Here is a 16,146-nt window from a genome sequence, read left to right as displayed (position 1 = left end):
GGCTAGAGCGACTCGATCTCGACCAGGCCGTAGCGCGCCAGGGCGGGCGCCAGCATATCGGTCCGGGCACTGCGCGCCGTGAACACCGCCTTCCCCGACAACGCTGACGCCGATCCGACCACATGGGGCCAGGATTGGCCCTTGGTGAGGTGCGCGACTCGCCGGGCGATACCCGGGCCACCATCGACGAAGCGGACGGGATGCGGCGCGGCGGCCGCCAGCTCGGCCTCGACCAGCGGGAAATGGGTGCAGGCGTTGACGATCACGTCGATCCGCTCTCCGCCCGGCTGATCGAACAGGCCGGCGAGCACCGCGCGCATCCGCTCGGGCAGCGGCTTCACCCCTTCCAGCGAGGCCTCGGCGATCTCGACCAGCTCGGCCGAGCCATGGCGCAGCACGGTGCAGTCGCCGGCGAAGCGGGCGGCGAGATCGTCGACATAGGGCTGGCGGACGGTCGCCTCGGTGCCGAGCACGCCGATCACCCGGGTCTGGCTGATCGCCGCCGCCGGCTTGATCGCGGGGACGGTGCCGACGATCGGCACGTCGAGCGCGGCGCGGACATGGTGGAGCGCGATCGTCGAGGCAGTGTTGCAGGCGATGACGATCAGGCGCGGATCATAGCGCTCCGCCAAGCGGCCGAGCAGCGCCGGCACCCGCGCGGCGATCTCGCCCTCGCTGCGCGTGCCATAGGGAAAGCCAGCCGAATCCGCGACATAGACGAGAGGCGCATGCGGGAGCAGCGCGGCGGTGGGCGCGAGCACCGAGAGCCCGCCCACGCCGGAATCGAAGAACAATATGGGGCGGTCGTCGGTCATCGCCGCGGGCATGGCTCCGCGACGGGTGAGCGTCAACCGCCCCGAGTTTGGGAACACCCCCTGGGGGGATCCGAGGTTCAATTTGCTAGACGCCGTGCTTGGCCTTCGACCTTGAGGAACCAGGCCAAATCGACATTCAGTATTGAAAAGCTGCCATCGCCCTCATCCTACCGTCACCCCGGCCTTGTGCCGGGGTCCACCGAGCGGCGGGGGCAGGGCTCGAGGTTCCAGTTCAACGCGTGCTGCACCGTGGACCCCGGCACAAGGCCGGGGTGACGAGGCTTTTTGCGCGGGCATCATCCCTGGACTGGAATGCCGATCCGTCCTCGCACGGCAATCAGTTGCGCGGTTTCCAGTTGGCCGGGATGCCCATGGCGAGGACCATCGGGCGGCGCGTCGCGATATATTCGTCCCTGCTCACCTTGCCGTCGCCATTGGTATCGAAGCGGGCGAGGAACATCCGGCCGCCCTGCTCCACCCCTATGTCCTTGCGCGGACCATGATTGACGCTGACGGAGGCACGCGGTGCCTCGCCGGCTTCGAGATAGCCGGACTTGTCCCTGTCCATCGTCACGAAGCTCGCCGCGATGAAGGCCGTGGCCTGCTCGGGCGTCGCCGGGACGAAGGGGCCGTCGTACATCTTCGCCTTTTGCTGCGGCGCGGGTGCGCCCTGCTGCTGCGGTGCCGGCACGCCGGCCAGGGTGACGGCGAGGGCCGCCGCGATCGTGATGCTCATTGCCGTGATACCTCCAATCCACCACCGGCGCCTGCCGCCGGATAGGAGAGTGATGTGAAATCGATCCTCAGACAGCACGAGGTCCGGCGCATGGGGTACCAACGCATGGGACTCCGCCTGGACGAGCAGCCGGGCGGCGTGGAGCGAGGAGGACAGGCCCAGCTTGGTGCGCGCCATCTTGAGCCGTTTCTCGACCGCATGCGGCGAGACGCCGAGATCGATCGCCATTTCCTTGGCGGTCTGGGGCAGCAGGCGGCGGCGCAGGCATTCCTTCTCATTCTCGGTCAGCCGGGCGATCGCCGCCCGCATTCGATCGTCCAGCACGCGCAACTCCCCGCCCCCATTGGCGCCCGAGGCTAGGCGAAAGTCGAGTTTCGCCCAAGTCGGAGCGATTGGTACCCCATCCACATTGCGCACCCGCAGCAACCCACTATGTTGACCGGTGCGCAGGGGGATCCTTTGACGAACGATATTCCATGGCTGGTTCCCGCAGGGGTCTTGCTGCTCGGTTATCTGCTGGGCTCGATCCCCTTCGGGCTGTTGCTGACCCGCTTCTTCGGCGCCGGCGACCTGCGCCAGATCGGCTCGGGCAATATCGGCGCGACCAATGTGCTGCGTACCGGCCGCAAGGGACTGGCGGCGGCGACCCTGCTGCTCGACCTGGCCAAGGGCGCGGCGGCGGTGCTGATCGCCGGCGCGATCCTGCCCGGCGGCGGCGTGCTGGGCGGCCTGGCCGCGTTCATCGGCCATTGCTACCCGGTGTGGCTGAAGTTCAACGGCGGCAAGGGCGTGGCGACGATGATGGGCGTGGTGCTCGCGCTCCACTGGCCCTCGGGCATCGTCTTCGCGGTCGTCTGGCTCGGCCTGCTCGCGGCGCTCCGCATCTCCTCGCTCGCCGGGATGAGCGCGGCGATCAGCGCGCCGGTGAGCGCCGCATTCTTCGGACGGATCGAACTGGTGCTGATGCTGCTCGCGCTGACGATGATCGTGCTGTGGAAGCATCGCGCCAATATCGATCGGCTGCTCAACGGCACCGAACCGCGCGTCGGCGGCAGTAAGAGCGGCGGCAAGAAAAGTGCCTGACGGGCGCGAGGCACGGCTAAGGCTGCTGCGCTCCGCCAATATCGGCCCCGTAACCTATCGCCAGCTGGTCGTGCGCTTCGGCACCGCCGAGGCGGCGCTCGACGCACTGCCGATGCTGGCGGCGCGGGGCGGCGGCCGCGCGCCGGTGATCGCCGATGCCGCCGCTGTCCGGCGCGAGATCGCCGCAGTGGAGCGGCTGGGCGCGCGCTATCTTTTCCTCGATGATGACGGCTATCCGCCGCTGCTCGCCGAGCTGGACAGCGCCCCGCCGGCGCTGATCCTGCGCGGGCGGACGGAGCTGCTCGACCGGCCGGCCGTGGCGATCGTCGGCGCGCGCAACGCCTCCGCCGCCGCCTGCCGCTTCGCCCGGCAGATCGCGCTGGGGCTGGCCGAGGCGGGCGTCACCGTGGTCTCCGGCCTGGCGCGCGGGATCGACACGGCGGCGCATGTAGGATCGCTGGGCGGCGGCACGGTGGGCGTGATCGCCAGCGGGATCGACATCGCCTTCCCGCCCGAGAATGGCGAATTGCAGGAGCGCGTCGCCCGCGAGGGCCTGCTGCTCGCCGAGCAGCCGCCGGGCACCGAGCCGCTCGCCCGTTTCTTCCCCTCGCGCAACCGGATCATCGCCGGGCTCGCGCTCGGCACCGTGGTGGTCGAGGCGGCGCCGCGATCGGGCTCGCTGATCACCGCGCGGATCGCGGGCGAAGCCGGGCGCGACGTGATGGCGGTGCCGGGATCGCCGCTCGATCCGCGCGCGCAGGGCTGCAACCTGCTGATCCGCGAGGGCGCGACCCTGGTGCAGGGCGTGGACGACATCCTCGAGATGGTACGCCCGATCGATCCCCGCGCGGTGCGCGCGCCGGCGAGCGGCTGGCAGGGCCCGCCGCCCGAGGATGCCAGCGATGCCGATCGGCGCGCGGTGACCGGGCTGCTCGGGCCGGTGGCGGTCAGCGTCGACGAGCTGATCCGGCAATCGGGACTGGCGCCCGCGGTGGTGCAGACCGTGCTGCTCGAGCTGGAACTGGCCGGGCGGCTGGAGCGGCACGCCGGCGGCCGGGTGAGCCTGGCATGAGCGAGGCCCGTCGCCACGGCCGATGCCTGTGCGGCGGCGTCCGCGCCTCGGTTCCCGTCGAACGCAGCGCGGTCGGCGCCTGCCATTGTGCGATGTGCCGACGCTGGTGCAGCGGCCCCTGGATGGCGATCCAGGCGCCCGAGGCGGAGATTGCGGGCGAGACCCTGCGCACCTTCCAGGCATCGGGCTTTGCCGAGCGCGGCTTTTGCGAGAAGTGCGGGAGCAGCATCTTCCATCGCCCGACGCTCGGCCCCGAGATTGCGGTCAGCGCGGGGCTGTTCGACGCGGAGGGCCTGACGCTCACGCACGAGATATTCCATGACGGCAAGCCGGCCTTTTATCGCTTCGAGGGCGACACGAGGAAACGCTCCGCCCTGTCGATGGCACTGGAGTGGGGGCCGCGCCTGCTCTGGCGCAGAATCCGCCGCATGGGCGGACCCGGGCAGCCAGGCCAAACAGGGAACTGAGGGGGATATGGAACAGAAGATCGACACCGCGCTGATCGTGCGGAACAGCTTTGCGCTGCTCAGCACGAACCTGCCGACCACGCTTGCCGTCATGCTGGTGCTGGTGCTGCTGGGCACCGCGGCCGATGCGATCGGTTCGGACGGCGCCGGGCTGAACCTCGCCATCGGGATCGGTACGATCTTTGCCCAATATGGCGTGACCCGCGGCGCGCTGCGGGGCGCCGGACTGCTCGATGCGGAAGGACGGCGCGGGCGGGGCGGGTCCTTCGTCCTCGCGCTGATCCTCAGCGGCCTGGGTATCACGATCGGCTTCCTCTTCCTGATCCTGCCCGGCATCTATCTATGGGCGCGCTGGTCGATCGTGGCGCCGCTCATCGTCGGCGAGGGCATGACCAGCAGTCAGGCGATGCGGGAGAGCTGGTCGCGCACGCAGCCGCTGGTGGTGCCGATCTCGGCTGCCATGCTGGTGTCGGGCGTGCCCATGCTGCTGTTCCTCGGGACTGTGTTTTTCTATCCCGAATATGGCCCAGTGCCGATCGGGCTGGCGCTGCTCTCGAACCTGATGGTCTACACCGCGCAGGCCCTGACTTGGCACACGGCAGTGGCGATCCATCGGCTGACCCGCGGCCCGTCGAACGATCTCGAACAGGTCTTCGCCTGAGGGAGCAGCGGCCGGGCACAGCTAGAGGCCGAAGTCCCAGCCATGCTCGGTCCTGGTGGTCCGGTGTTCGGGTTCGCTGCCGGTGAGCTGCGGCCGGCAGTGCAGACGGCTGCACCACGTGTAGCGGCACATCGCCTCGCGCCCCGGGACGGTCCATCGGCATCGCGCATCCGAGAAGCTGGGCACGATATTCCATGAGGGATCGGTTCCGTCCTCGGCGGCTCGAGCCATTTCCCGGTAAAGCGCGTTCGTCCAGCCGGTGGTGATCTCGCTCGCGGGAATCGTGAAGCTTTTGCCACTATGGCTCGCAGCACATGCGGCCAGCATGGCGAGCGCGCCAACAAGCAGCAGATGCCGGCCTTTCATCGCATCCCTCCCCCAGTCCCATCGCAGGCTGACAGCCATTCGCACGCGATTCAAGCGCGGGGGACTGGCAAGTTTCGGAGCCGTTCCTACATGCCCGCAGCAATCCCCAGGGGAGACTATCGACATGGCCGACGCATCCGATCCCGCCAACAACCAGCCTGCCGGCTATGTCCCGCCCAAGGTGTGGACCTGGGAGCAACCGAGCGGCGGCCAGTTCGCCAACATCAACCGGCCGGTCTCGGGCGCGACGCACGAGAAGGTGCTGCCGGTCGGCGAACATCCGATCCAGCTCTATTCGCTGGGCACGCCCAATGGCCAGAAGGTGACGATCATGCTCGAGGAGCTGCTCGCCGCCGGCCATGCGGGCGCCGAGTATGACGCCTGGAAGATCAATATCGGCGAGGGCGACCAGTTCGGCAGCGGGTTCGTCGGGATCAATCCGAACTCGAAGATCCCCGCGATGGTCGACCATTCGGTCTCGCCCAACATCACCGTGTTCGAGAGCGGCGCGATCCTGGTCTATCTGGCCGAGAAGTTCGGCGCCTTTCTGCCGACCGACCCGGCGAAGCGCGCCGCCACGATGAGCTGGCTGATGTGGCAGATGGGCTCGGCGCCGTTCCTGGGCGGCGGCTTCGGCCATTTCTTCGCCTATGCCCCGTTCAAGATCGAATATGCGATCAACCGCTATGCGATGGAAGTGAAGCGCCAGCTGCACGTTCTCGACACGCACCTGGCGAAGAACCGGTTCATGGCCGGCGACGAGTACACGATCGCCGACATCGCGATCTGGCCCTGGTATGGCGGCGTGGCGCGCGGCGACGCCTATGCGGGTGCCGCCGAGTTCCTGAATGTCGGCGAGTATGAGCATTTCAACCGCTGGGTCGCCGAGGTCGGCGAGCGCGAGGCGGTACAGCGCGGACGGCTGGTCAATCGCGGCTCGGGTCCGGAGGAGTTCCGTCTCGCCGAGCGGCATTCGGCGGCGGACATCGACGCGGTGCGGGCGAAGATGCTGGCGTAGAAACCTCCCCTCCCTGGAAGGGAGGGGTCGGGGGTGGGTCGCGTCCGGGCGTACTGCGGACGCAGGTGCCACCCCACCGTATCGCATGCATCCACCCACCCCCAGCCCCTCCCTTCCAGGGAGGGGAGTTGGGAATGAGCGCATGCTATCTGCCGGGCAGATACTCCACCCGCGCCGTGCCCTCCGCCCAGACGGGCAGGTACAGCCCCTGCCCGCTCGCCTTGAGCGTGCCGTTGCGGGCCTCGGCCAGGTCGGCGCGGATGAGGAAGGCGCCGGCGCGCTTGCTGACGATCGCGCGGCGGATCTTGCCGAGCAGCTTGTCGAAATCATGGGTGAAGTTCTGGGTGAGCGATTCCGCCAAAGTCTCGGCCACGCCCGGGCTCCGGGCGAGCAGCACGACCAGGTCGCCGGCCATCCGGTCGGTCTCGCCCGAGACGGAGAGGTCCTCGAAATGGACGCGCTGCGAGCCCGGGGCGTTGACCGGCCGGGCGGTGAGCCAGACCCGGCCATGCGTCTCGCCGCCGCCGCTCTGCGGGCGCGCGGCGATGGTCAAGCCGACGGCGATGCGGCCGTTGGTGGTGCCGTACATCACCACCCCGCTGAAACGCGCCTCCACCGGGCCGATGCGGGGCAGCTCGAAGGGGCGCTTGGCCCGCTTGTCGAGCGCGCGCTGGAGCACCGGCTCGAGCTGGGCATAATCGGCGATGACGGGGATGAAGAATTGCAGCTTCGATCCCCTGGCGTCGTGGCCGAGCGGCGGGAGCGGGATGGGCTTGGGATCCTCGGGCTTGGGCCCGACAAAGGTCTCGGTGAGCGCGGCGAGGCCAAGGCCGAGGCGCAGGCGGTTGCCGGTCAGGCGATAGCCGCCATAGCTGAGCTTCTCCGGGGTGATCCGCATCCACACCGGCGGGTTCTCCTGGTTGAGCTGGAGGATGGTGAAGCTCTGCCGCCAGGCGTCGGCGACGCGGCTGCGGATGTCGACCCGGGCGATCTCGCGCGGCAGCGTGCGTTCGAGATCGCGGACGATCGGGCCGAGCTTCGCGTCGGCTTTGTCGGTGAAGGTGATCCGGCGGCCGAGAAAGTCGATGCCCGGCGGGGTGGTCCAGTCATAGGCGAGGCGGATGGTCGCGCGGGGCTGCCAATTGTCGCTTACCGACAGGCGGATGCGGGCATGGACCATGGCCGATCCGGTCGCGGTCTCGCCCTTGAGGAAGCCGCCGACATGGCGCGCGGCGATCGTCGCGCGGATCGGCATGTCGGCGACGATCTCGTCCCCCACCCCGCGCAGCCGGATGGCGGAGCGGGTGACGGTGCCGATCACGTCGCAGCCGAGATCGGGGCTGACCTTGAGCTTCGCCTTGAACAGCTTGACGCGCTGGGCGGGCACGCATTTGTCGACATGCTGGTCGATCGACCAGAGCGTGCGCGGCACCGACTTCTCGAGCGCGCGGCTGAGGACCGAGACGTTGACGTCGAGCGGCACGTCGAGCGCCGAGACCTGGCGGGGCACTTCGATCGCGTCGCTGGCGCGGGGCGGCGGCTCGGCTTTGACATCGAGCTTCGCGCGGAGCCAGAAGAAGCCCGCGCCAGCACCGGCTGCGAGCAGGGCAAGGACGGTCCCGAATATCCAAAGCAGCCGGTGCGGGCGGCGAGGCGATGGTGCGGCGATGTCCTCGGGCAAAGTTTGGCTCCCCCTGGGCGTGGCGAAGTGATACCCGCGAAGCGTTACCAAGTTCCAGATCAACCGGCTTGACGGCCCCCTCTGCCCCTCCCCACCTTACACGCGTACACGTGAGGAACGCTTACCCCCCATGCAGCTCGTCATCGTAGAATCGCCGGCCAAGGCGAAGACCATCGAGAAATATCTCGGCAAGGACTACCGCGTCCTCGCCTCCTACGGCCATGTCCGCGACCTGCCGGCACGCGACGGCTCCGTCGATCCCGAGGAAGGGTTCGCGATGGAGTGGGAAACCTATGCCGACAAATCGAAGCAGCTGAAGGCGATCGCCGACGAGGCGAAGAAGGCCGACCGACTGATCCTCGCGACCGACCCTGATCGCGAAGGCGAGGCGATCAGCTGGCACGTGCAGGAAGTGCTGCGCAACAAGAAGGCGCTGCCCAAGGAAGTGGAGCGCGTCACCTTCAACGCGATCACCAAGCCGGCGATCCTGACCGCGATGGAGCATCCACGCGAGCTGGATACCGACCTGATCGACGCCTATCGCGCCCGCCGCGCGCTCGATTATCTGGTGGGCTTCACCCTGTCACCGGTGCTGTGGCGCAAGCTGCCCGGCGCCAAGTCGGCGGGCCGCGTCCAGTCGGTCGCGCTGCGCATCATCGTCGATCGCGAGCGCGAGATCGAAGGGTTCAAGCCGCAGGAATATTGGTCGGTCACCGCCGACATGGAGCAGGACGGCACGCCGTTCGTCAGCCGCCTGGTCAAGTATAAGGGCGACAAGCTCGATCGCCTGTCGATCGGCGACGGCAAGACGGCCGAGGCGGCGAAGAAGGCCGTCGAGGAAGGCCGCTTCACCGTGGTCTCGGTCGAGACCAAGCCGGCGATGCGCAACCCGGCCGCGCCGTTCACCACCTCGACGCTGCAGCAGGAAGCCGCGCGCAAGCTGGGCTTCTCGGCCAGCCACACGATGCGGATCGCCCAGGGCCTCTACGAGGACGGCGCGATCACCTATATGCGTACCGACGGCGTCCAGATGGACCCGAGCGCGATTCAGGACGCCCGCAAGGCCGTGGCGACACGCTATGACGGGTCGTACGTGCCCGACAAGCCGCGTATCTACACCGCCAAGGCGAAGAACGCCCAGGAAGCGCACGAGGCGATCCGCCCGACCGATTTCTCCAAGGACCGCGCGGGCTCGGGCGATCATGCCAAGCTGTACGAGCTGATCTGGAAGCGCGCGCTCGCCAGCCAGATGGCATCGGCCCGGATGGAGCGCACGACGATCGATCTGGAGGACGGCACCAGCCAGCACGGGCTGCGCGCCACCGGCCAGGTGGTGATCTTCCCCGGCTATCTCGCGCTGTACGAGGAAGGCCGCGACGACGAAGGCGATGAGGATTCGCGCCGCCTGCCCCGCATGAGCGAAGGCGCGACGCCGGCCAAGAAGGCGGTCAACGCCGAGCAGCATTTCACCCAGCCGCCGCCCCGCTTCAGCGAAGCGTCGCTGGTCAAGCGGATGGAGGAGCTCGGCATCGGCCGGCCTTCGACCTATGCCTCGGTCATCCAGGTGCTCAAGGACCGCGCCTATGTCCGCCTCGAGAAGAACCGCTTCTTCGCCGAGGAGAGCGGGCGGCTGCTGACCGCGTTCCTCGAGCGCTTCTTCCAGAAATACGTCAACTACGACTTCACCGCCGAGCTGGAGGAGGAGCTGGACGACGTGTCGGGCGGCCGCGCCCAGTGGCAGGAAGTGCTCGAGGCGTTCTGGCGCGACTTCAAGCCGCGCACGGCCGATGTGATGGAGCAGAAGCCGTCGGACATCACGGCGGCGCTCGACGAGTTCCTGGCGCCTTACCTGTTCCCCGAAAAGGCGGACGGCAGCGATCCGCGGCTGTGCCCGAACTGCGGCAATGGCCGGCTGGCGCTGCGCGGCGGCAAGTTCGGCGCGTTCATCGCCTGCTCCAACTATCCCGAGTGCAAATACACGCGGCGCTTCGCCCAGCCGGGCGGGGAAAGCGGCGAGGACAGCGGGCCGGAAGTGCTGGGCCAGGATCCGGACACGGGCCTGAATGTCGAGCGCAAGTCGGGCCGGTTCGGGCCGTACATCCAGCTTGGCGAAGGCAAGGAAGCGGCGCGCGCCTCGATCCCCAAGGATGTCGAGCTCGACCTGGAGCTGGCGCTGAAGCTGCTCAAGCTGCCGCGCGTGATCGGCGACCACCCCGAGACGGGCAACCCGATCACCGCTTCGATCGGCCGCTACGGGCCGTATCTGGCGCATGACGGGAAATACGCCCGGCTGCAGGGCACGATGGAAGTGTTCGAGACCGGGATGAACGCGGCGGTGGTCAAGCTGGCCGAGGCGGCGGCGAATTCGGGCCGTCCGGCCCGCGGCGCTTCGCGCGAACCGCTGAAGGTGCTCGGCAAGCATCCACGCACCGAGGCCGAGATCAAGCTGATGGACGGCCGCTACGGCGCCTATGTCACCGACGGCGAGACCAACGCCACGCTGCCCAAGTCGATCGACAAGGAGCAGCTGACGCTCGAGGAAGCCGCCCAGCTGATCGACGCCCGCGCGGCGGCGGGTCCGGCCAAGGGCAAGGGGAAGAAGAAGGCGCCTGCCAAGAAGGCTGCGGCGCCGAAGAAGGCCGCAGCGAAGAAGCCGGCGGCTAAGAAGGCTGCTGCCAAGGAATAGCCGTCATCCCGGCGAAGGCCGGGATCTCGTGCGGCTCTTTTCCAACGTCCCTCGCCTGAGATCCCGGCGTTCGCCGGGATGACGCGTGGTGGAAGCCGTGACGGAGAAACCGAACTTCCCCTTCCGCTTGCGGGAGGGGTCAGGGGAGGGCGTGGCCTCCCATCACCTCGGGCGGAGTTGCGATAGCCCCTCCCCCGGCCCCTCCCGCAAGCGGAAGGGGAGAAGGAGAATTACGCCGCCCGCACCTCGAAGCCGCGGAGCCACGCACGCGCGGCCTTCTGCGCTTCGATGATCTCGCGCGCGGTCATGTCCTCTGCGATCTCGGCGCGGCATTCCTGCGCGCGGCTGTCCCCGGTGACGGCGGCGATGTTGAACCACTTATGGGCCTCGATCAGATCGACGCCGACGCCGTCGGCGCCGCTCGAATAGACCATACCCAGATCGTAACACGCGTTGGCGTCGCCGCGGGCCGCATCGCGCAGCCGGCTCTCGACGAGGAAACGCGCACTCTTAAGGCTGCTGCCCATGTCGCTTAACCCCTGTTCACCACACCCTCTTGTGGTGGCTTGGGGTTTGGCAGCCAAACCGACAACAAATGGTTAACAGCGTTAACTGTATTTGTTCAGGTCCGTACTTCTTCAGGGTACCGCGATATTGTCGATCAGCCGGGTGGCGCCGAGCTTCGCCGCGGCGAGCAGGCGGAGCTTGCCGGCTTCATAGGCGGTGGCGGGCTGCAGCGTCTCGGCATCGGCCAGCGCGACATAGTCGATCTCAAAGCCGGCGGCGGCGAGCGCCTCGCGCGCCTGGGCCAGTGCCGCCTCGACATCGCCACCCTCCGCAATCGCCTTGGCGGCGGCGCCCAGCGCCCGCGGCAGCGCCACGGCCTTGGCGCGCTCTTCTGGCATCAGATAGGCGTTGCGCGACGAGAGGGCGAGGCCGTCATCCTCGCGCTGGGTGAGCACCGACTGGATCTCGATGGGCAGGTTGAGGTCCGTCGTCATGCGGCGGATCACCGCGAGCTGCTGCCAGTCCTTCTCGCCGAACAGGGCGATGTCGGGCTGGACCTGGTTGAACAGCTTGGCGACCACGGTGGCGACGCCGTCGAAATGGCCGGGCCGGTGCGCGCCTTCGAGCAGTTCGCTCACGCCCGAGACCGAGATGTTGGTCGCGAAGCCATCGGGATAGACGACCTCGACCGGCGGCATCCACAGCAGGTCGACGCCGGCGCCGGTGAGCATGCGCGAATCCGCCGCTTCCTTGCGCGGATATTTCGCCAGGTCCTCGTTCGCGCCGAACTGCTTCGGGTTGACGAAGATCGAGACGATAACGCGGTTCGCGGCGCGCTTGGCCGCTTCGACCAGCGCCATGTGCCCGTCATGCAATGCGCCCATGGTGGGAACGAGAGCGATACGCTCGCCTGCCTGGCGCCAGGCGGCGGTCGCCTCGCGAAGGTCTTCGAGCTGACGGACTGTTTGCACGCGTTAACACTTTCGATAAGACGGAAGCGCGGCCTTCTATGGGGGGGAGGCGGTTCGATCAATAAAGGATGTTGGAACTTTGAGCGACGGGTCGAAGCGGCTGCACGTTCTGGTGTTCGCGAACGAGAAGGGCGGCACCGGAAAGTCCACCACCGCCGTCCATACGGCGATCGCGCTGGCGTCCAAGGGCGCGCGCGTCGCGTGCTTCGACCTGGACCACCGCCAGCGCACCATGGGCCGCTATCTGGACAACCGCGCGGCGACCGCCAAGCGGATGGGCAAGCCGCTGCCGATGCCGGTCTATGACACGCATGACGGCGAGAGCATGGCCTATTTCTCCGAGGCGCTCGACAAGCTGGGCGAAGGCGCCGACTTCCTGGTGATCGACACCCCGGGCCGTGACGACAAGTTCGCGCGCATCGCGGTGACCAATGCCGACACGCTGGTCACGCCGATGAACGACAGCTTCGTCGATTTCGACCTGATCGGCCAGGTGGACCCGGACACGTTCAAGGTGGTCCGCCCCAGCTTCTATTCCGAGCTGATCTGGGAATCGCGCAAGCGCCGCGCCAAGGCCGACGGCGAGACGATCGACTGGGTCGTCCTGCGCAACCGCATGCAGCACATCGAGGCGCGCAACATGAAGCGCGTGTCCGAGGCAATTGACCAGCTTTCCAAGCGCGTCGGCTTCCGGGTGATCTCCGGCCTGTCCGAGCGCGTGATCTACCGCGAGCTGTTCCCCCAGGGCCTGACCATGCTCGACAGCCGCGAGTTCGGCGAGATGGGCCTGGCGCATGTCGCCGCGCGGCAGGAGCTGCGCGAAATGATGGCCGGGCTGGCGCTGCCCGAAGTCACCATGCCGCTGTTCGCCTGATGCTGTTCAAGCTGCTTATCGCGGCGGCGATTCTCTACGCGCTCTACCAGCTCGTGCTGAAGCCGCGCTCGGCGCCGCCGCGCATGCCCGAGGACGAGGCCCGCGCGATCCTGGGCGTTTCGGGCGAAGCCGATGCCGACGCGATCCGTGCGGCGCACCGGCGGCTCGTTTCGGCGGTTCACCCCGACAAGGGCGGTTCCGCCGAGCTGACGCGCCGGATAAACGCGGCGCGCGACACGCTGCTGCGCAGTCGCAATTGAACTTTCCCCCTGCTCGCGATTTAGGCGCGCAGGATTTCCCCGGGAGGCATCATGACGCATCGTTTCGACCCCACTTCGCTGCGCGAGTACGACATTCGCGGGATCGTGGGGGAGACCCTCGGCCCCGATGACGCGCGCGCGATCGGCCGCGGCTTCGCCACCCTGCTGCGCCGCGCCGGCGGCACCCGCGTCGCGGTGGGCCGCGACGGCCGCCTCTCCTCCCCTGCGCTCGAGGCTGCGCTGATCGAAGGCCTGACCGCCTCGGGCTGCTCGGTGGTGCGCACCGGCATGGGCCCGACGCCGATGCTATATTATGCCGAGGCTACGCTGGAGGTTGATGGCGGCATCCAGATAACCGGCAGCCACAATCCCGGTCACTATAACGGCTTCAAGATGGTGTTTCAGCACGCCAGCTTCTTCGGCGAGAAGATCCAGCTTCTCGGCAAGATGGCGGCGGAAGGCGATTGGGACGAAGGCGACGGCACCGAGACGGTGACCGAGGCGGACGTCGAGGACCTGTATGTCAGCCGGCTGTTCGCGGGATTTGCCGGCGGCGCCTATCGCGTCGGATGGGATACGGGCAATGGCGCCGCCGGCCCGGTGATCGAGAAGCTGGTGAAGCTGCTGCCCGGTGAGCACCACACGCTGTTCACCGATGTGGACGGCAATTTCCCCAATCATCATCCCGATCCCACCGAGGAGAAGAACCTCGCCGATCTGAAGAAGCTCGTCGCGGAGAAGCAGCTCGATTTCGGACTTGCCTTTGACGGCGATGGCGACCGCCTGGGTGCGATCGACGGCCAAGGCCGTGTGATCTGGGGCGATCAGCTTCTGTCCATTCTGGCTGAACCTGTTCTCCGCGTGGAGCCCGGCGCGACGATCATCGCCGATGTGAAGGCGTCGCAGATGCTGTTCGACCGAGTCGCGGAGCTGGGCGGCAAGCCGCTGATGTGGAAGACCGGGCACAGCCTGGTGAAGACCAAGATGAAGGAAACCCATGCGCCGCTCGCCGGCGAGATGAGCGGCCACATCTTCTTCGCCCAGGACTATTACGGCTTCGACGACGCGCAATACGCCGCTGTGCGGCTGATCCAGGCGGTGCATGTGATCGGCAAGTCGCTGACCCAGCTCAAGGACGAGATGCCCAGGCTGGTCAACACGCCGGAGATGCGCTTCCAGGTCGACGAGAGCCGCAAGTTCGCGGTGGTCGACGAGGTGCTCGACCGGCTCGAGGCCGAGGGTGCCGACGTCAACCGCACCGACGGCGCCCGTGTGAACACTGCCGACGGCTGGTGGCTACTCCGCGCGTCGAACACCCAGGACGTGCTGGTCGCCCGCGCCGAGGCGAAGGACCAGGCCGGCCTCGACCGCCTGCTCGCGCAGATCGACGACCAGCTCGGCAAGAGCGGCGTCGTGCGCGGGGAGACGGTGGGGCATTGAGCGACGCAACGCTGCACGGGACGGTTCTGGCGCACCGGCCCGTGCAGGGCGTTTTATTTGCCGTCTTCCGGCGGCGGTGGTGGCCCGCACAGCGCGATATAGGCCCGCACGTCCGCCGTGTCGGCCTGGCTGCCCGGCTTGTTGGGCGGCATGGTCTTTTCCAACGCCTGGGGCAGGATAGTGAAGCAATAGCCACGCAGTGCCGGGGATAGCGCCGGCAGCCGCCCCTTCTCGCCATCGGGGCTGTGACAGCCGGCACAGGCCGCCAGCACCATGTCATCCGGCGCGGAAGCCTCGTTCTGAGGCCAGGATGCCGGCACCATCGGCGTGAACCGCACCGGCGCGAAGGCAGGCATGCTGTTCTGCAGCCTGCCCCAGGTGAAGCCGGGGCGAAGCTCCAGCTTGGGATGGACGATGAAGGGATTCTCGCCGGCGTGGCAGCTGGTGCAGACGCCCCCCGAGCCTTGCTCCAATTCGGCGCCGCCGGCCTGGTAGAGGCCATCAGAATTCACCGCTAGATCCGGATAGCCGATCGGGATCACCGTTCCTGGCGCGAACGGGAAGCCCAGCTTGTTCATCTGATTGTCCCAGAAGCAGCTCTTGCCTGTAGTCTTGCTGAGGCACACCACGCCATCGAGCGACACCTGCGACATGCTCTCATCTTCGTACCGGGGCAGCGCATAGCACATGCCCTGCGAATTCTCGTAGGATCGCAGCTCGGCCGGCGTACCGACGATGAACTGGCTTGCCGTCGGCAGCATGCCTTCGACCTTCCAGCCCTCAACGCCCGGCGCGGCCATCCGCCCGATCGGCGGAGGGATCGGTACGCCCGCTGCCGCACAATCGTCGACATAGTCCTTGCCCTCGCGGACCCCGGCGGCGGCCTCCCCCGCCATCAGGCTCTTCATTGCCGACGCCTTTGCCCTGGGCAGCGCATCGATACGGCTCAACAGCTGGAGATTGACTGGCCCGCCTCCGGTGTTGAACAGCGCCTTCATGCCCTTTTGCGACAGCGTGCGGCGCATCCGGTACTCGAGCGCCCGCAGCTTGCCGAGCGTCTCGCCGGCGACACCCTCCAGCGCGGAGTTGCTCGCCATCCAGCTCAACACCGCCTGTCGCGCGAATAGTCGCTCATAGGGGCTGAGGTCGAGACCGCGCGTGACCTCGCGCGCCTTGCCTTCGAACTCGGCGGACTTTGCGTTGGTCGAGAGCAGCTTCTTCTCGTACCAGCGCTCCGCCTTCTGGAGAAACTCCATCGTCGGTTCGATCTGCTTGCCCCGGGCATCGAAGAATGCGCCATGCCCGATATAGGCAATAGGCTCTTCTTCCGCGGAAACCGCCGAAGTAGAGTACAGCCCCAAGAGAAGAGAAATTCCGGCTGCAGAAATCAGTCCGTAATTACGAATCCATTTTGAATATGCCATGCCCACCCCCTTGAACAGACATCCAGAACCTTATCGCAATTATCTCTTCATGAAAAACCTGAATGAATTCATTTCAGATCATTGA

Annotated in this window: 16 protein-coding genes; 9 read left to right on the top strand and 7 right to left on the bottom strand. The window is 67.4% G+C overall.

The window, feature by feature from the left end:
- Window positions 1–2 precede the first annotated feature (2 nt).
- Window positions 3–815 carry a glutamate racemase gene (gene murI / locus J2W22_RS06710; protein WP_307117475.1) on the bottom strand — a complete coding sequence of 271 codons (813 nt, stop codon included), beginning with the start codon at window positions 813–815 and terminating at the stop codon, window positions 3–5.
- Window positions 816–1,152: 337 nt separating this feature from the next.
- Entirely contained in the window at window positions 1,153–1,875 is a 723-nt protein-coding gene (locus J2W22_RS06705) for a sigma factor-like helix-turn-helix DNA-binding protein (protein WP_307117474.1), read from the bottom strand.
- A gap of 108 nt (window positions 1,876–1,983) precedes the next feature.
- Here J2W22_RS06705 and plsY point away from each other — a divergent pair, with 108 nt between their 5' ends.
- Genes plsY through J2W22_RS06685 form a run of 4 tightly spaced genes read left to right on the top strand, consistent with a single transcriptional unit; the run spans window position 1,984 to window position 4,834 of the window.
- A complete protein-coding gene (plsY, locus tag J2W22_RS06700; RefSeq protein WP_307117473.1) occupies window positions 1,984–2,634 on the top strand; it encodes a glycerol-3-phosphate 1-O-acyltransferase PlsY in 651 nt (216 codons plus the stop codon).
- Window positions 2,627–3,706, top strand: coding sequence for a DNA-processing protein DprA (dprA, locus tag J2W22_RS06695; protein WP_307117472.1), 1,080 nt, complete (start codon window positions 2,627–2,629; stop codon window positions 3,704–3,706). The genes plsY and dprA overlap by 8 nt, the downstream gene beginning before the upstream one ends.
- A complete protein-coding gene (locus tag J2W22_RS06690; RefSeq protein WP_307117471.1) occupies window positions 3,703–4,173 on the top strand; it encodes a GFA family protein in 471 nt (156 codons plus the stop codon). The genes dprA and J2W22_RS06690 overlap by 4 nt, the downstream gene beginning before the upstream one ends.
- A 7-nt stretch (window positions 4,174–4,180) precedes the next feature.
- Entirely contained in the window at window positions 4,181–4,834 is a 654-nt protein-coding gene (locus J2W22_RS06685; RefSeq protein ID WP_307117470.1) for a hypothetical protein, read from the top strand.
- Between the two features lie 21 nt (window positions 4,835–4,855).
- On the opposite strand, the gene J2W22_RS06680 is transcribed toward J2W22_RS06685, so the two are convergent.
- Window positions 4,856–5,239 carry a hypothetical protein gene (locus J2W22_RS06680; protein WP_307117469.1) on the bottom strand — a complete coding sequence of 128 codons (384 nt, stop codon included), beginning with the start codon at window positions 5,237–5,239 and terminating at the stop codon, window positions 4,856–4,858.
- A gap of 85 nt (window positions 5,240–5,324) precedes the next feature.
- On the opposite strand from J2W22_RS06680, the gene yghU reads away from it, so the two are divergent.
- Window positions 5,325–6,218, top strand: coding sequence for a glutathione-dependent disulfide-bond oxidoreductase (gene yghU / locus J2W22_RS06675; protein ID WP_307117468.1), 894 nt, complete (start codon window positions 5,325–5,327; stop codon window positions 6,216–6,218).
- Window positions 6,219–6,363: 145 nt separating this feature from the next.
- Here the strand turns inward: yghU and J2W22_RS06670 are convergent, their stop codons facing one another.
- Window positions 6,364–7,899, bottom strand: coding sequence for a DUF4403 family protein (locus J2W22_RS06670; protein WP_307117467.1), 1,536 nt, complete (start codon window positions 7,897–7,899; stop codon window positions 6,364–6,366).
- Window positions 7,900–8,029: 130 nt separating this feature from the next.
- On the opposite strand from J2W22_RS06670, the gene topA reads away from it, so the two are divergent.
- Window positions 8,030–10,585 carry a type I DNA topoisomerase gene (gene topA / locus J2W22_RS06665; RefSeq protein ID WP_307117466.1) on the top strand — a complete coding sequence of 852 codons (2,556 nt, stop codon included), beginning with the start codon at window positions 8,030–8,032 and terminating at the stop codon, window positions 10,583–10,585.
- 230 nt (window positions 10,586–10,815) lie between these two features.
- Here the strand turns inward: topA and J2W22_RS06660 are convergent, their stop codons facing one another.
- Together J2W22_RS06660 and panC are read right to left on the bottom strand one after the other, a co-directional pair.
- Window positions 10,816–11,112: a hypothetical protein gene (locus tag J2W22_RS06660; RefSeq protein ID WP_307117465.1), complete on the bottom strand. Its 297-nt coding sequence runs from the start codon at window positions 11,110–11,112 to the stop codon at window positions 10,816–10,818.
- Between the two features lie 111 nt (window positions 11,113–11,223).
- Window positions 11,224–12,063, bottom strand: coding sequence for a pantoate--beta-alanine ligase (panC, locus tag J2W22_RS06655; protein WP_307117464.1), 840 nt, complete (start codon window positions 12,061–12,063; stop codon window positions 11,224–11,226).
- Window positions 12,064–12,142: 79 nt separating this feature from the next.
- Here panC and J2W22_RS06650 point away from each other — a divergent pair, with 79 nt between their 5' ends.
- The 3 genes from J2W22_RS06650 to pgmG are packed head-to-tail and all read left to right on the top strand — an operon-like array spanning window position 12,143 to window position 14,637.
- Complete coding sequence (locus tag J2W22_RS06650) at window positions 12,143–12,937, top strand: division plane positioning ATPase MipZ (protein ID WP_307117463.1); 795 nt, start codon at window positions 12,143–12,145, stop codon at window positions 12,935–12,937.
- On the top strand, window positions 12,937–13,197 hold the full coding sequence (locus tag J2W22_RS06645; protein WP_307117462.1) for a J domain-containing protein: 261 nt from the start codon (window positions 12,937–12,939) through the stop codon (window positions 13,195–13,197). The genes J2W22_RS06650 and J2W22_RS06645 overlap by 1 nt, the downstream gene beginning before the upstream one ends.
- Window positions 13,198–13,248: 51 nt before the next feature.
- Window positions 13,249–14,637: a phosphoglucomutase/phosphomannomutase PgmG gene (gene pgmG / locus J2W22_RS06640; RefSeq protein WP_307117461.1), complete on the top strand. Its 1,389-nt coding sequence runs from the start codon at window positions 13,249–13,251 to the stop codon at window positions 14,635–14,637.
- A 53-nt stretch (window positions 14,638–14,690) separates the two neighbouring features.
- On the opposite strand, the gene J2W22_RS06635 is transcribed toward pgmG, so the two are convergent.
- Window positions 14,691–15,893: a c-type cytochrome gene (locus J2W22_RS06635; RefSeq protein WP_307117460.1), complete on the bottom strand. Its 1,203-nt coding sequence runs from the start codon at window positions 15,891–15,893 to the stop codon at window positions 14,691–14,693.
- Between the last annotated feature and the right edge of the window lie 253 nt (window positions 15,894–16,146).

Source organism: Sphingomonas kyeonggiensis, from assembly GCF_030812785.1.
GTDB lineage: Bacteria > Pseudomonadota > Alphaproteobacteria > Sphingomonadales > Sphingomonadaceae > Sphingomonas > Sphingomonas kyeonggiensis_B.
This window is presented reverse-complemented; position numbering and strand designations above follow the sequence as displayed.

Bases quoted from the DNA above. Each gene is read 5' to 3' on its own strand.
- murI (WP_307117475.1), bottom strand. From the start codon at position 815: ATGACCGACGACCGCCCCATATTGTTCTTCGATTCCGGCGTGGGCGGG.
- plsY (WP_307117473.1), top strand. From the start codon at position 1,984: ATGTTGACCGGTGCGCAGGGGGATCCTTTGACGAACGATATTCCATGG.
- J2W22_RS06690 (WP_307117471.1), top strand. From the start codon at position 3,703: ATGAGCGAGGCCCGTCGCCACGGCCGATGCCTGTGCGGCGGCGTCCGC.
- J2W22_RS06685 (WP_307117470.1), top strand. From the start codon at position 4,181: ATGGAACAGAAGATCGACACCGCGCTGATCGTGCGGAACAGCTTTGCG.
- J2W22_RS06680 (WP_307117469.1), bottom strand. From the start codon at position 5,239: ATGGCTGTCAGCCTGCGATGGGACTGGGGGAGGGATGCGATGAAAGGC.
- yghU (WP_307117468.1), top strand. From the start codon at position 5,325: ATGGCCGACGCATCCGATCCCGCCAACAACCAGCCTGCCGGCTATGTC.
- topA (WP_307117466.1), top strand. From the start codon at position 8,030: ATGCAGCTCGTCATCGTAGAATCGCCGGCCAAGGCGAAGACCATCGAG.
- J2W22_RS06660 (WP_307117465.1), bottom strand. From the start codon at position 11,112: ATGGGCAGCAGCCTTAAGAGTGCGCGTTTCCTCGTCGAGAGCCGGCTG.
- J2W22_RS06645 (WP_307117462.1), top strand. From the start codon at position 12,937: ATGCTGTTCAAGCTGCTTATCGCGGCGGCGATTCTCTACGCGCTCTAC.
- pgmG (WP_307117461.1), top strand. From the start codon at position 13,249: ATGACGCATCGTTTCGACCCCACTTCGCTGCGCGAGTACGACATTCGC.
- J2W22_RS06635 (WP_307117460.1), bottom strand. From the start codon at position 15,893: ATGGAGTTTCTCCAGAAGGCGGAGCGCTGGTACGAGAAGAAGCTGCTC.